The organism is Micromonospora sp. NPDC003197 (assembly GCF_053590565.1).
Window position 1 is genome coordinate 206,816 of the sequence record NZ_JBSFTE010000011.1, and the last position, 13,217, is coordinate 220,032.

A 13,217-nucleotide genomic window follows, 5' to 3' on the forward strand; every position below is an offset into this window, starting at 1 on the left:
AGGCACACACACAAAAGCGCGCCACGCTCACCTGAAAGACAAGGGGGAAAGAATCAGAACGCCACACCCAACCCCAAGGTCCCAGGGCGGGGGCGTAGACAAGATACAACGACCAACCAGCCGCCAACATTCCAGCGACCCCGGGCCCATCTCGAAGACGAACCCGCACGCCACCCGAACAGATGGCCGCGCTCGCACCGCCAAGAAGACAGCGCTACTCGGTCGTACGCGAGATATAACCACCCGCCGGCCGCCGGCATTCCACGCCAGCCCACCCACCGCCTGTTGATCATGACTGGGATTCGGACATCCGACCCAGACAGGATCGGGCGGGGATCAACCGGCGACTGCGGACGAGGGTGTCGACGATTTCGGGGCAGTGGCCGGGAGCATGACCGAACCAACGGCCCGGTCGTGCAGACCACGCCGCTGAGAGTCCATGATCAGCGTAGGAATCACCACGGCGAGCAGCGCTCCGCGCACAAGTCCGCGAATGACGCCGATCCGCCCACCGTGGGCGTACGAGACACACCTGACCCGAGTCATCCACATTCCGGGGGTCTGCCCGAAGAGACCCACGAACAGGGCATATTCGCCGATCAGCACAGCAACCGGCGGCCAGCCGTCCCGCAGCGGATCCCCGAAGAAGTTGGCGACCAGCAGACAGAGCACCCAGTCGATGATCAACGCGCCGAAGCGGCGCCCCAGGTCGGCCGGGACGAGATCAGGGTCGGCTGCGGGTGGGACGGCCATCGCGTGCGCATCCTGCTGTATCGCCACGGAGAGTCAGGGTATCCGCCATTCCTGAGAGCTCCGGCACCGGCCACCCCGAGGGGAGACCGTGCTCTGGCAGGCGCAACCCGCTGACCATCGACCTGACCAGCGCAGATAGGGTGAATTCCGACAAGACGTTATCAAGCATCACTCGCGGGTATGCCCCGAGCTACACCGCAAGCGCCCGACCGGCGGGGATGACGCTCCGCGAAGGACGTAACACGGCAGAAACACTGAAGACATGCCCGGGCAACCCCGCAGCCATAGCGTCGCCAACAGCCTAGCCACCCAGTGGACGTGCCAGGAGGACGTGTGTTCGCCAACCCCGAGGAACTCCTGCGATACCTCAAGAACGAGGACGTGAAGTTCGTCGACGTACGCTTCTGTGACCTGCCCGGCGTGATGCAGCACTTCAATCTGCCGGTCGAGTCGTTCGACGACAGCGTCTTCACCGACGGTCTCGCCTTCGACGGATCGTCGATCCGCGGCTTCCAGGCGATCCACGAATCGGACATGCTGCTGCTGCCCGACGTCGCCACCGCCTTCATCGACCCGTTCCGGGCGCAGAAGACGCTTGCGCTCAACTTCTTCATCCACGACCCGTTCACCCGTGAGGCCTACTCCCGCGACCCGCGTAACGTGGCGAAGAAGGCCGAGACCTTCCTCGCGGCCAGCGGCATCGCGGACACCGCCTACTTCGGCGCCGAGGCGGAGTTCTACATCTTCGACTCGATCCGCCACGAGACCTCGGCCCACCAGGCGTTCTACTACATCGACTCGATCGAGGGCGCCTGGAACACCGGCCGCGAGGAGCCGGGCGGCAACCGGGGCTACAAGACCGCGTACAAGGGCGGCTACTTCCCGGTGCCGCCGGTGGACCACTACGCCGACCTGCGCGACAGCATCGTCCGTCGCCTGGTCGACACCGGATTCACCGTCGAGCGTTCGCACCACGAGGTGGGCACCGCCGGCCAGTCCGAGATCAACTACAAGTTCTCGACGCTGCTGCACGCGGGCGACCAGTTGCAGCTGTTCAAGTACATCGTCAAGAACGAGACCTGGGCCGCCGGCAAGACCGCGACGTTCATGCCCAAGCCGCTCTTCGGCGACAACGGTTCCGGCATGCACACCCACCAGAGCCTGTGGCTCGGTGGCGAGCCGCTCTTCTACGACGAGACCGGTTACGCCGGCCTCTCCGACACCGCCCGCTGGTACATCGGCGGTCTGCTGCACCACGCTCCGTCGCTGCTGGCCTTCACCAACCCGACGGTCAACTCGTACCGCCGGCTGGTGCCGGGCTTCGAGGCGCCGGTCAACCTGGTCTACTCGCAGCGCAACCGCTCCGCCTGCACCCGTATCCCGGTCACCGGTAGCAACCCCAAGGCCAAGCGGGTCGAGTTCCGCGTGCCGGACCCGTCGGCCAACGTCTACCTCGCCTTCTCGGCGATGCTGATGGCTGGCCTCGACGGCATCAAGAGCAAGATCGAGCCGCCGGAGCCGATCGACAAGGACCTGTACGACCTGCCGCCGGAGGAGTGGGGCTCGGTCAAGCAGGTTCCGGGCTCGCTGCCCGAGGTGCTCGACGCTCTGGAGGCCGACCACGACTACCTGCTCGAAGGCGGCGTCTTCACGCCCGACCTGATCTCGACCTGGGTGGACTGGAAGCGGACCAACGAGGTCGACCCGGTTCGGCTGCGGCCGACCCCGCACGAGTTCGCGATGTACTTCGATTGCTGACGGCTTGGATGTTAGGAAGGGCCCCTTCCTATACAAAAAGCGATAAGAAGGGGCCCTTCCTAACACCGCAGCAGGCGCGCTGAGTCGGGCCGATCCGCCGAGAGCGGGTCGGCCCGATCCGTGTTTCGGCTACCTCGTCCCACCGTCGGAAACGGCACCCCGTCAACTATCGTCCACCGTTATAACTCGGTAGGCGTTATATTGGCTGAGTGAGCATCCCACTCCGAGAACCCACCTTCCTCATCCTCACCGCGCTGGCCGGGGAACCGATGCACGGCTACGGCATCATCGGCGAAGTCACCGCGCTCTCCGACGGGCGACTGACACTGCGACCCGGCACCCTCTACGGTGCGCTCGACCGCCTCACCGACGAAGGGCTGGTCGAGGCCGACCGGGAGGAAGTCGTCGACGGGCGGCTCCGGCGCTACTACCGGCTCACCGACGCGGGTGGCGGCGTACTCGCCGCCGAGACCGAGCGTCTACGCCGCAACGTGGCCGCCGCCACCGAGCGCCTACGGGCCAGGACCCGGACGGCCCGTTCCGCCACCGGTCGAACCGTCCCTGCACCGGGCTCAACCGGGCTGGCGGGAGGTCTCGCATGACCAGCATGAGCAATGAGAACGACGAGAACAGTCAGCCGTCGACACTCGAACGCCGCTACCGGCGGTTGCTGTGGGCATACCCGGCGGACTATCGCACCCACCGTGGCCCGGAAATCGTCGGGACGTACCTCGATCTGGCCGGTTCGGACCGACGGCGGCCGTCCCTGTCCGACGTCGCCGACCTGCTACGTGGCGGGCTGCGTCAGCGGCTGCGGGCCGCTGACTCACTCGGCCTCATCGACGGGGTACGGCTGGCCGCCGCACTGGCCCTCCCCGTCGCCGTCGCATTGGCGACCGCCTGGCTCATGACGGTGGAAACGGCCTGGTTGTCCGGGATATCTTTTGTCGCCTTCGCCCCTTCCTCACTCTCGGCGCGGTGGTCTGGATCGGCTGGCTGGCCGCTGCGGCACTGGCCACCGTGCTGCCCGGACGTTGGGTCCGCACCGGAATCGCGGTCGCGCTCGTGCTGACCGTCGTCGTCGTGCCAGCCAGTGCGCTGACCGGGTACCTCCGCCCGCCGCTGTACGTGCTGGCACCGCAGATCGCACTGGGCGCGCTCGCCCTGGCTCTGCCGACACGGTCCCGCCGCTGGGGATGGATCGCGGTCCTCACCGGGGTGGCCATCGCGACGGCCGCCGTCATGCTGCGGCCCCCGGCAGCCCTGTCGATCTTCGCGGAGACTGGTTACTACTGGCTCGGCGAACACATCCTGGGTGTCGCCGCGCTCGTACTCGTCAGCTGCTCGTTGATCGCTGGCGTCGGCTATGCGCTGCGACACGACTCGCGGGGTCTGTGGGCAGCGCTGGTGCTACTCACTCCAATCAGCCTGCTCGCAGTCCACCCAGTCACGCGGGTCTTCGCCGGTACGGTCGGTAACGGCCCGCTGAGCTGGGCGGGGCTCGCTGGAACCACGGCGCTACTCACTGTCATCGCTGCGGCCCTGACGCCGTTCACGGTGGCGCTGCGCCATCGCCTGCCGCGCCGTGAGCTGGATCGCTGCCCAGCGTGTGGGCATCGCATCGGTGAGCAGGAAACCGCGGGCGCGCCCGACGCAATCACGCCCTGATCGGGTCAGCGGGCGCGGGGGCCGGTGCAGTGTGGGCCAGCCCCGGTCAGGCTGCCGCTGATCGTGTAACGGCCCGGCTGGTCGGCCCGCAGCACGATCCAGTCACCTTGGGGAGCCAGGCACCCGGCCGGCCCATCGAGGCTCAGCCAGCGCGACCAGCGCAGACGTACGAGCACCTCACCGGCGCGCGGAACGTCGACGATCAGCCTGGTCGGGGTCAGCTCGACCAGGCTGGCACCGGTCGACGTCGCGCCGGACACGATCGAGGTTGCACCGGACACGATCGAGCTTGCCTCGGACACGGCGTAGAGGGTCCAGTCGGCGTTACGCCAAACCGGGGTCAGGTAGGGCAGGCCGCCCCGGATCAGTTCCGCCTCCCGCCGACCCACCCAGGACGGCTTCGCCTCGGCAAGCGCCACGTACGCCACCCCGTTGTCCAGCAGCCAGTCGCGATACGAAGCCGCGTCGATGCTGCCGTCGAAGAACAATCGGTGGTACGCCTGGTCGGCCTGGCGCAGCCAGCCCCGGGCCAGCGGGGCGGTCTCCGGCACGTACGCCGCCTCCCAGTAGTTGCCGGTCGGCACCACCTCGACCCGGGCTGGCTGCCGACGGGCCAACTCGTCCAGCAGCGGCTGGAAGTAGGCCCGGGACGCGGCCGGGTCATCGGCGTTCCGCAGGTCCCCCACCGACACCGGCGGCTGCCCGATCGCGACCAACACCAGGAGCGCCGCCAAGGCTGCCGCACCAGCCGCCCGGGCGGTCGCGGCCACCCGGCCCATCCGACTCTTGATCCGGGCTGACAGCGCTGCCGGTACGACGGCGTACCCGGCCAGCACTGGCAGGGCGAACATGGCGGCGAGCCGGGTGGCGTTCAACCCGACCGGGGTGGGTACGACGAACGCCACCGCCACGCCCAGCGCGGAGAGCAGCGCGCCGAAACGTACTGGGCGGCGGGGCACCAGCAGCGCGACGACGAGGCTGGCGCCGATGGCGCGTACCGCGTCGAGCAGACTGATGTTCATCCAGCCGCCCGCCCCGAACGGCAGCGACATGACCGCCATCGGTACGGCGGCGGCGACCGCCAGCACCGCCCCGTCGACGAGCCGACTGCGATCCGGTCTGCGGCGGAGTGCACCCACCGGGAGTGCTCCGAGCACCAGGGCGACGCCGGCCAGGCCGACGAAGAGTCCGGCGACGGGGCTGGCGGCGGAGGCCAGCAGGGCCGCCACCGTCGCGGCGAGCAGACGTAGCCAGCGGCGGCCCAGCGTCAACGCCAGCAGGGCGAGCAGCCCGAACGCCACCCCGATGGCGTAGGTGATCCGGCCGGAGACAAGGTTGCCGGCGACGCAGACCGCACCGATCACCCCGGCCAGCATCGGCCGGCGGGCGGCGGTACGCAGCAGGAGCAACGCCAACGCCCACGCCGAGACCAGCAACGCGATCGCCCCGGCAACCCGGGGACCGAGATGGCCGTCCCCCAGCCAGCTCATCAGCGGTGGGGTGATCAGGCTGTAGCCGTACGGGGAAACGCCGCCGTACCAGCCGAAGTCGAGCACCGCGTACCCGTGCCGGGCGTAGAAGTCGGCGCGGGCGACCTGCGCGGACAGGTCGGTGCCCATCGGCGGGGCGAGCAGGAACGCCACCGCAAGCAGCAGAGCCGTGGCCGCGCTCGCGACGACGACCGGGCCGGGGCGACGCCGGTCAGGCATCGAGAACGTGCTCCACGGCGGTACGGGAGCGTCGCCCGGCCCGCAGGTAGTCGTCCAGGAACTCGCCTGGGTCGTCGCCGCCGAGCAGGTGCACCACGCCGGCAAGTTCGACCCCGTGCCGGGGCAGCTGGTCCCCGGCCCGGCCCCGGACCAGCATCAACGCGTTGCGTACCTGGGCGGCGCTGGTCCAGCCGGTGGCCATCGCAGCGGCGTCCGCCGGGTCGACCAAGCCGGCGTCCGCGGCAGCCGCCAGGGCGTCGAGGGTACGCGTCCCGCGCAGTTGCGGATGCTGCCCGGCGTGGCGCAGTTGGAGCAGTTGTACCGCCCACTCGACGTCGGCCAGTCCACCCCGACCGAGTTTGGTGTGGGTGGCCGGATCGGCACCCCGAGGGAGGCGTTCGGTCTCCACCCGGGCCTTGATCCGCCGGATCTCGACCACCTGTTCCCGGCTCAGCCCCCGGTCCGGGTAGCGCACCGGCTCGATCATCGTCTCGAACTCGGTGCCCAGGTCGACGTCACCGCAGACGAACCGGGCGCGCAGCAGCGCCTGCGCCTCCCACACCTTCGACCAGCGCGCGTAGTACTGGGCGTACGCGGCCAGGCTGCGTACCAGTGGCCCCTGGCGGCCTTCGGGGCGCAGGTCGGCGTCGACGCCCAGCGGCGGGTCGGGGGCCGGCATGCCGAGCAGTCGGCGCAGTTCCTCGGCGATGGCGTGCGCGGCGGCGCTGGCCGTACCGTCGGGCATCCCGGGCGGCGGGTCGTAAACGAAGAGCACGTCGGCGTCGGAGAGGTAGTTCATTTCGTAGCCGCCGAGCCGGCCCATGCCGATGACGGCGAACCGCAGGCCGGGCGGCGCGGGGTTGGCCACCCGGGCGGTGTGGAGTGCGGCGGCGAGGGTGGCGTCGGTGACGGCGGAGAGTCCCGCGCCGATGGCGAGTACGTCGAGGCGGGTGACGGTCTCCGGGGCCAGTGTGCCGGCGTGGCGCAGCACGTCGGCGCTGGCCAGCCGAATGAGTTCCCGGCGGCGCAGGGCTCGTACGGCGTGGATCGACTCGGCCACATCGGCCGGGCGGGTGGTGGTGCCGGCAACCGGGCGAGTGGTGGTGGGGGCATCCGTGCCCGTACCGGCCAGGTGCCGGTTGGCGGCCGCGATGAACCCGTCGCAGAGCACCTGCTTGTTCCGGGGGGCCAGCTCGGCGTCCTCGGCCAACAGGCGTAACGCCTCCGGGTCCCGGGCCAGCAGGTCGGCGACGTACCGGGACAGGCTCAGTTCGCGGGCCAGTCGGCGGGCCACCGGCCCCTCGTCGCGGAGCAATCGTAGGTACCAGGGGGTGCCGCCGAGCTTGTCGGAGACCTGGCGGTAGCTGAGCAGCCCCCGGTCCGGTTCCGGCGCGTCGGCGAAGTCCTGGAGCAGTACGGGCAGCAGGGTGCGCTGGATCGCGGCGGTACGGGTCAAGCCGCCGGTGAGCGCCTGGATGTGCCGCAGCGCCCCAGCCGGGTCGGCGAAGCCGAGCACCTCCAACCGCTGCCGGGCCGCCGCCGGGGTCATCCGCAGCCCGTCGGCGGGTACCCGGGCGACCGCCTCCAGCAGTGGCCGGTAGAGCAGTTTGGCGTGCAGCCGGCGTACCTCGGTGGCGTGGGTGACCCAGTCGGCGCGGAACGCCGCGACGGCGTCCCGGCCGGGGGTGGCGGTGTAGCCGAGCGCGTGTGCCAGCCAGCGCAGCGCCACCGGATCGGCCGGTACGGTGTGCGTGCGGCGCAGGCCACGCAGCTGGAGCCGGTGTTCGACGCCGCGCAGGAAGCGGTAGCCACGCAGCAGTGCCTCGCCGTCGGCACGACCGACGTAGCCGCCGTTGACCAGGGCTTTCAGCGCGGGGATGGTGCCCGGTGCGCGCAGCGTCTCGTCGGCGCGACCGTGCACCAGTTGCAGCAGTTGCACGGCGAACTCGATGTCGCGCAGCCCGCCCGGCCCGCGTTTGATCTCCCGGTCCTGCTCCCCGGGCGGGATGTTCTCGATGATCTTGCGGCGCATGGACCGGATGTCCGAGACCGCCTCCGGCCGTTCGGCCGCCGACCAGACCATCGGGGCGAGCTGTTCGATCCACTCCTGGGCCAGGGCGAGGTCACCGGCCGCCGGCCGGGCCTTGAGCAACGCCTGGAACTCCCAGGTACGCGCCCACCGCCGGTAGTAGGCCAGGTGGCTGGCGAGGGTACGCACCAGCGGCCCACGGTTGCCCTCGGGGCGCAGTGCCGCGTCCACCGGCCAGGCCACCAGCCCACAGATGTGGATCAGGCGGGTGGCGACCGTGGTCGCGGCGGGCAGGTCCTCGTCCGTGTCGGCCACGAAGATGACGTCCACGTCCGAGACGTAGTTGAGCTCGTCGCCGCCGCACTTGCCCATCGCCACCACGGCCAGGCGGGGCGTCGGCGTATCGGCCGGCAGCTCGCTGACCGCCAGGTCGTACGCGGCGGTGAGGGTGGCGTCGGCCAACCCCGACAGGGCGGCCATGGTCTGCTCCAGGCTGCGCGCGCCGGTCAGGTCGGCCGCCGCGATCCGCAGCAACGCCAACCGGTACGCCTGCCGTAGCACCGGAATACGCGCGGCCGGCCGGTCCGGCGCTGCCGCCGGCAAGATGAGTGTCCCGTCGGCGGCGGGGGCCAACCCGTCCGCTCCGGTCGCCAGGGCCCGCCACTGGTGTGGGTTGGCGGCCAGGTGATCGCCGAGCGCAGACGACGCCCCGAGTACGGCGACCAGCCGGCGCCGCAGCCCCACATCCGTACGCAGGGCAGCGAGCAGTGCGCTAACTTCCTGCTGCTCAGTACGCCGTTCGGCTTCGACGATGCGGTGTAGTTGGCGCAGGGCCAGGTCCGGATCGATGGCCCGGCCCAACATGGTGAGCAGTTCACCAGCCATCGGGTCGACCGGTTCCTGGGTCTCCGGGTCCCACCAGCCCAGCCCGGTCGGGCCGAGCAGGTCACCCGCCCGGCCGCCGTCGTCGCCGTCGGCCACCCCGAAGCCGTACCGGGCGAGCCGGCCCTGAGCGCTCGTCGGTCTGGTCATCGCCGGGCCTCAGTGGCCGAGTAGTGGGAGGTTACGCCGGGGTTCCGCCCCGGCCAGCTCGCCCCGCGCCAGCGCGGCGAACCGGATCGCGAACGGGTGCCACACCTCCTCGATGTCGGCCATGACCGCATCGCAGGCGGCGACCACCATTTCGGGGTCGTAGTCCAGCTCGGCGAGCAGCCGCGAATCGGTCGCCCATTCGGCGATCATGGCGGTATCCGGCTCGATGTGGAACTGCAACCCCCAGGCCCGGTCCCCCATCCGGAACGCCTGGTGCGGATATCGGGTCGAGGCGGCCAGCAGCACCGCGTCGCGGGGTAGCTCGGTGATCTCGTCGGCGTGCCACTGCAACACGTCAGGGATCAGCGGCACCCACTTGAACAGCGGGTCTTCGTCGGCCGCGTCCCGCCGGCCCACCAGCGCCGGACCGACTTCCGGCCCGGACGGGCTGCGCTCGACCAGCCCGGCGTGCGCGGTAGCCAGCAGCTGCGCCCCCAGGCAGATCCCCAGCGTCGCCACCCGGTGCCGGACCGCCTTGCGTAGCAGCCCTTCGAGGGCGGGGAACCAGGACGCGCCGGGGCTGCCATCGGGCAGCGGATAGGGGTGCTGCGGACCCCCGAGCACCACCAGCGCCGCGAAGCCGTCCAGGTCCGCCGGCAGTTCATCCCCGGCGTACGGGCGAAGGATGTGCAGGTCGAGGCCCCCCTCGATCAGCCACTCCCCCAGCCGGCGAGGGTCGTCCGTCGGGTCGTTCTCGATCACCAGCGCGGTTGCCACGAGTCGAGGCTATCGGGTGCCGATCGGTCCCCCGTCCCGCCGGTCCCCGTGTCTCACCGCTGGCGCATGATGAGGGCGCCTCGCAGGACAGGTGAGCTACCAGCGGGATCCCTGATCGGAGAACCCACGAACAGGCCCTCCGCCACACCTTTGGCGTAGGTGCGACTCACGTGTTGTCACCCCAACTAGGCTCGGGCGCTATGACCGATGCCGTACGGCCGCCCGCCCTTTGCCCCGGCGACACCGTGATGCTGGTGTCCCCCTCCGGGCCGACCCGGTCGGAGCGGGTGGCCCGAGGCATCGAGCTGATCAGCGGCTGGGGGCTGCGGCCGGTGCTCGCCCCGAACGTCTACGCCCGGCAGGGCTATCTTGCCGGTGGCGACGAACTGCGGGCCGCCGACATCAACACGGCGTTCGCCGATCCGGACGTACGCGGGATTCTCTGCACTCGGGGCGGCTACGGCGCGCAACGCGTGGTCGATGCGATCGACATGGCGGTCGTCAGGCAGAACCCGAAGGTGGTCGCCGGATTTTCCGACATCACCGCCTTGCAGTTCGCACTCTGGCGCGGGGCCCGGCTGGCCAGCGTGCACGGGCCGGGCGCGGCCTGGTTGGATGAGCGCACCCCGCCGGAGTCGGCGGAGTCGCTGCGCGCCGCGTTGATGAGCACCGAGCCGGTGACGGTGACCCGGGTGCCCACCGAGGAGACCGCCTCCGTGTTGGTGCCCGGTACGGCCACCGGCCCGCTGATCGGCGGCAACCTCTGCCTGGTCGTCTCCTCGCTGGGTACCCCCGACATGCCGGACCTGGCCGGCGCGATCCTGCTGATCGAGGACGTCGAGGAACCGCCGTACAAGGTGGACCGGATGCTTACCCAGTTGCGCCGCGCCGGGGTGCTGGCGAAGCTCGCCGGGGTGGCGGTGGGGCAGTTCACCAACTGCGCCGACGACTGGGCGGTGACCGTCGCCGACGTGATCGCCGAGCGGCTCGGCGATCTGGGGGTGCCGGTGCTCGGCGGGTTGCCGATCGGGCACGGCGTCGGTCAGCTCACCGTCCCGATCGGCGTACCGGCGACGTTGAACGCGAGCGCCGGCACACTCGTCGTCTCCGCCGCCGTCCGCTGAGACCCTCGACACCGCACAGGTACGGTGTCGAGCGCGGCTCAGGAGGTGGACACCTGCACCAGCCCTCGGTAGAAGGCATGGTCGGAGACGGTCCGGGGAACTTCGATCGGCAGCCCGCTCACCGATGCGGCATCCGTGGTCTCCGAGAAGAAGAGATAGTCAATCTTGTTGGTGCCGGTCGTACCGGCCGTCCGCCCACCACTGCGGCAGGCCGTCACGGTCGAGGCGCACCCCGCGTTGCTGTAGAAGTTATGGTCGTCCTGGTCAGCCTCGTAGAACAGCCCCCATCCGCCGCCCGGCTTGGCCTGCGACTGGTAGAAGGCGTCCATGGCAGTCTCCGTGGGGAGTGAGTTGAAGTCCCCACCCACCACGACGATCTTGCCAGCGACAATGTCGCCGTCGAGGTCCGAGGCGAGCCGCGCGGCCTGGGCGGTACGAGCCCGCTTGTTGATGTTGCCCGGGTCCCGGAACGCCCGCATGTGCACGCTGCATCCCTTGACTACCCGGCTACCCAGGTCGGCGAGTTGTACGTCGTAGCAGAGAGCGGTGAAGGTACGCGGCGGGTTGACCGGTCGGGTGTCGTTGATCTGGTGCCGCTCGCCACCGAGGGCAATCTCGTCCCGGTTGCTCAACGTCCCTCGGGCCCCGACGACCTGGCCGATCCAGCAACGCCGGTCGTCGTTTGCCGGATCATCGTCCTCGTTCACCGCACAGTTCGTCGCCCCGCAGCCGGTGTAGGTGGTGAGCAAGAGGGTGAAACCCAGCTGGTACGTGCCGGAGCTGAAGGCATGGTTGCCGAACCACTCGTACTGCGGCCAGCAGACCTCCTGCAACATGATCAGGTGAGGGCGAAAATCGTCGATGAGACCGGTGATGGTCGGCAGATCGTCGGTCCGGCCTCCCATGCACATGCCACCGCAGATGTTGTGGCTGATCGCCTTGAGGCCCACGGTTGCCGCAACCGCAGCCGTTCCACTGACCGTCCCAGCGGCCGGGTCAGCGGCCGTCCCCCCGACCGGGCCAGCGGAGGCCGGCGTCGTGGTGACGATCTTCGTCGGGTCCGGTACGCCAGCCCTGCCCGGCGTACCGGCTCCACCCTGGGCTAATCCGGGTAGCAGTACCGCAGCGAGGGCGACCACCAGGGTCGCCGCGATCCTACGCATCGTCGTGTCACTCCCCGTTCAGAAGACATCGAAGAGGACGATAGTAGCGAAGATCGATACGCTGCTCCGGGCCGCCGCTGCTCAGTCAGCCGACGGCAGTGCGTCCAGGTAGACCCACTCACCGTTCTCGCGTACGAAGCTGCTGCGCTCGTACATCGCGTCAGCCTGCCCCGACTCGCGATAGTGCGCGCGGAACTCGACGCTTCCGGCGGTGTCGAAGAGGCCGCCCCGATCGGTGGCGAGGATCTCCAGCTGCGTCCAGCGTTGCTGCGGATCGAGCGTCAGCCGCGCCGGCCGGGTGGTGGGGTGCCAGGTCCGTAACAGATAGGCGGCGTCGCGCACGGCGTACGCGCTGAACCGCGACCGCATGAGCTGCGCGGCCGTCACGGCGGTCGTCTCTCCCCGGTGCAGCCGGCCACAACACTCGCCGTAGGGCTCAGCCGAGCCGCAGGGGCAGGGCCGGGTCGAGTCGTACGCCGCTGTCGTCCGGCGGGCTCCGCGTTTCGCCACACGATCATTGTGCCGGACGGGTACGGCCGGTCTGCCAACACCTACGATGCCTGCTGACCTCGGGAAAGGTCCCGACAATCGATCATGCTGACGACGCTGGTTGGTATTCGACAGCGACGAGTAGATGGTCGGATGCTGCCCGGCCGAGGGTGGTGTCCGCGACGGTGTGCCGCTGGATCTGTCCGGGGTGTGCTGGGCCGGTGCGATGGTGGATGCGGTCGGGACGATGGTCGCCGTGGGGGTTCTCGGGCCAGTGGCCGGTGGTGGGTTGCCAGGATGCGTCGCAGGTGATGGCGGTGTCGTGGAAGCCGGCGGTGTGCAGGATCCGGTCCGGCTCTCGATCAGTGTTGGTGGGCCAGGTGCCGGCGAGGAAGACGTCATGCTCATCGTGGCCGAGGGCGGTGATGAGCAGTTCGGCTTCCCGCCGGGCCTGCCGGTCATCGCCGTCGGCTGGTGGTGCCTGGTAGTTGGCGACGGTGACCCGGTGGCCGTAGGCGTCGAGGGTGAGCCAGGTCAGGCCGTATCGGAAGGGCTGGTTGGTGGCGGGCCGCCAGGTGCCGGGTACGGGTCGGATGTCGGGTCGCCACAGGATGCCGAGTCCGGCACCGCCCGCTGCTGCGATCGTGCTGCTGCCACTGTGGGTACGGCAGTGCATGCGCGTTTCGTGGGCCATCCGGGTCAGCGCCGATTCTGC

12 protein-coding genes are annotated in these 13,217 nt (G+C 70.0%); 5 read left to right on the plus strand and 7 right to left on the minus strand.

Annotated elements, in window-relative coordinates; genetic code table 11:
* Window positions 1-336: 336 nt before the first annotated feature.
* On the minus strand, window positions 337-753 hold the full coding sequence (locus tag ACWDV4_RS15150) for an RDD family protein (protein ID WP_449978719.1): 417 nt from the start codon (window positions 751-753) through the stop codon (window positions 337-339).
* A 333-nt stretch (window positions 754-1,086) separates the two neighbouring features.
* Between ACWDV4_RS15150 and glnA the strand changes: the two genes are divergently transcribed.
* The 4 genes from glnA (at window position 1,087) to ACWDV4_RS15170 (ending at window position 4,179) form a co-directional block, all read left to right on the plus strand.
* Window positions 1,087-2,511, plus strand: coding sequence for a type I glutamate--ammonia ligase (gene glnA / locus ACWDV4_RS15155; protein ID WP_449978675.1), 1,425 nt, complete (start codon window positions 1,087-1,089; stop codon window positions 2,509-2,511).
* 209 nt (window positions 2,512-2,720) lie between these two features.
* Window positions 2,721-3,113, plus strand: a complete 393-nt coding sequence (locus tag ACWDV4_RS15160; protein WP_449978678.1) for a PadR family transcriptional regulator — start codon at window positions 2,721-2,723, stop codon at window positions 3,111-3,113.
* Window positions 3,110-3,583, plus strand: a complete 474-nt coding sequence (locus ACWDV4_RS15165; protein ID WP_449978680.1) for a hypothetical protein — start codon at window positions 3,110-3,112, stop codon at window positions 3,581-3,583. Before ACWDV4_RS15160 ends, ACWDV4_RS15165 begins: the two co-directional genes overlap by 4 nt.
* Window positions 3,490-4,179: a hypothetical protein gene (locus tag ACWDV4_RS15170; protein ID WP_449978682.1), complete on the plus strand. Its 690-nt coding sequence runs from the start codon at window positions 3,490-3,492 to the stop codon at window positions 4,177-4,179. Before ACWDV4_RS15165 ends, ACWDV4_RS15170 begins: the two co-directional genes overlap by 94 nt.
* Before the next feature lie 5 nt (window positions 4,180-4,184).
* Here ACWDV4_RS15170 and ACWDV4_RS15175 read toward each other — a convergent pair whose 3' ends face one another.
* The 3 genes from ACWDV4_RS15175 to ACWDV4_RS15185 are packed head-to-tail and all read right to left on the minus strand — an operon-like array spanning window position 4,185 to window position 9,726.
* Window positions 4,185-5,888 (minus strand): hypothetical protein, encoded by a 1,704-nt coding sequence (locus ACWDV4_RS15175; RefSeq protein WP_449978683.1) that lies wholly within the window; start codon window positions 5,886-5,888, stop codon window positions 4,185-4,187.
* A complete protein-coding gene (locus tag ACWDV4_RS15180) occupies window positions 5,881-8,949 on the minus strand; it encodes a bifunctional [glutamine synthetase] adenylyltransferase/[glutamine synthetase]-adenylyl-L-tyrosine phosphorylase (protein ID WP_449978686.1) in 3,069 nt (1,022 codons plus the stop codon). The genes ACWDV4_RS15175 and ACWDV4_RS15180 overlap by 8 nt, the downstream gene beginning before the upstream one ends.
* A 9-nt stretch (window positions 8,950-8,958) precedes the next feature.
* Window positions 8,959-9,726, minus strand: coding sequence for a type 1 glutamine amidotransferase (locus ACWDV4_RS15185; protein WP_449978688.1), 768 nt, complete (start codon window positions 9,724-9,726; stop codon window positions 8,959-8,961).
* Window positions 9,727-9,926: 200 nt separating this feature from the next.
* On the opposite strand from ACWDV4_RS15185, the gene ACWDV4_RS15190 reads away from it, so the two are divergent.
* Window positions 9,927-10,850 carry a S66 peptidase family protein gene (locus ACWDV4_RS15190; RefSeq protein WP_449978690.1) on the plus strand — a complete coding sequence of 308 codons (924 nt, stop codon included), beginning with the start codon at window positions 9,927-9,929 and terminating at the stop codon, window positions 10,848-10,850.
* Window positions 10,851-10,888: 38 nt separating this feature from the next.
* Here ACWDV4_RS15190 and ACWDV4_RS15195 read toward each other — a convergent pair whose 3' ends face one another.
* The 3 genes from ACWDV4_RS15195 to ACWDV4_RS15205 form a co-directional block, all read right to left on the minus strand.
* Window positions 10,889-12,013: an endonuclease/exonuclease/phosphatase family protein gene (locus tag ACWDV4_RS15195; protein WP_449978691.1), complete on the minus strand. Its 1,125-nt coding sequence runs from the start codon at window positions 12,011-12,013 to the stop codon at window positions 10,889-10,891.
* An 81-nt stretch (window positions 12,014-12,094) separates the two neighbouring features.
* Window positions 12,095-12,523 carry a YchJ family protein gene (locus ACWDV4_RS15200; RefSeq protein WP_449978694.1) on the minus strand — a complete coding sequence of 143 codons (429 nt, stop codon included), beginning with the start codon at window positions 12,521-12,523 and terminating at the stop codon, window positions 12,095-12,097.
* Window positions 12,524-12,605: 82 nt separating this feature from the next.
* A partial coding sequence (locus ACWDV4_RS15205; RefSeq protein WP_449978696.1) for a hypothetical protein occupies window positions 12,606-13,217 on the minus strand: 612 nt, incomplete at its 5' end.

What these genes read in the sequence shown, in the direction of transcription:
- ACWDV4_RS15150 (WP_449978719.1), bottom strand. Translation starts at nt 753, where the DNA reads ATGGCCGTCCCACCCGCAGCCGACCCTGATCTCGTCCCGGCCGACCTG.
- ACWDV4_RS15165 (WP_449978680.1), top strand. Translation starts at nt 3,110, where the DNA reads ATGACCAGCATGAGCAATGAGAACGACGAGAACAGTCAGCCGTCGACA.
- ACWDV4_RS15175 (WP_449978683.1), bottom strand. Translation starts at nt 5,888, where the DNA reads ATGCCTGACCGGCGTCGCCCCGGCCCGGTCGTCGTCGCGAGCGCGGCC.
- ACWDV4_RS15180 (WP_449978686.1), bottom strand. Translation starts at nt 8,949, where the DNA reads ATGACCAGACCGACGAGCGCTCAGGGCCGGCTCGCCCGGTACGGCTTC.
- ACWDV4_RS15190 (WP_449978690.1), top strand. Translation starts at nt 9,927, where the DNA reads ATGACCGATGCCGTACGGCCGCCCGCCCTTTGCCCCGGCGACACCGTG.
- ACWDV4_RS15195 (WP_449978691.1), bottom strand. Translation starts at nt 12,013, where the DNA reads ATGCGTAGGATCGCGGCGACCCTGGTGGTCGCCCTCGCTGCGGTACTG.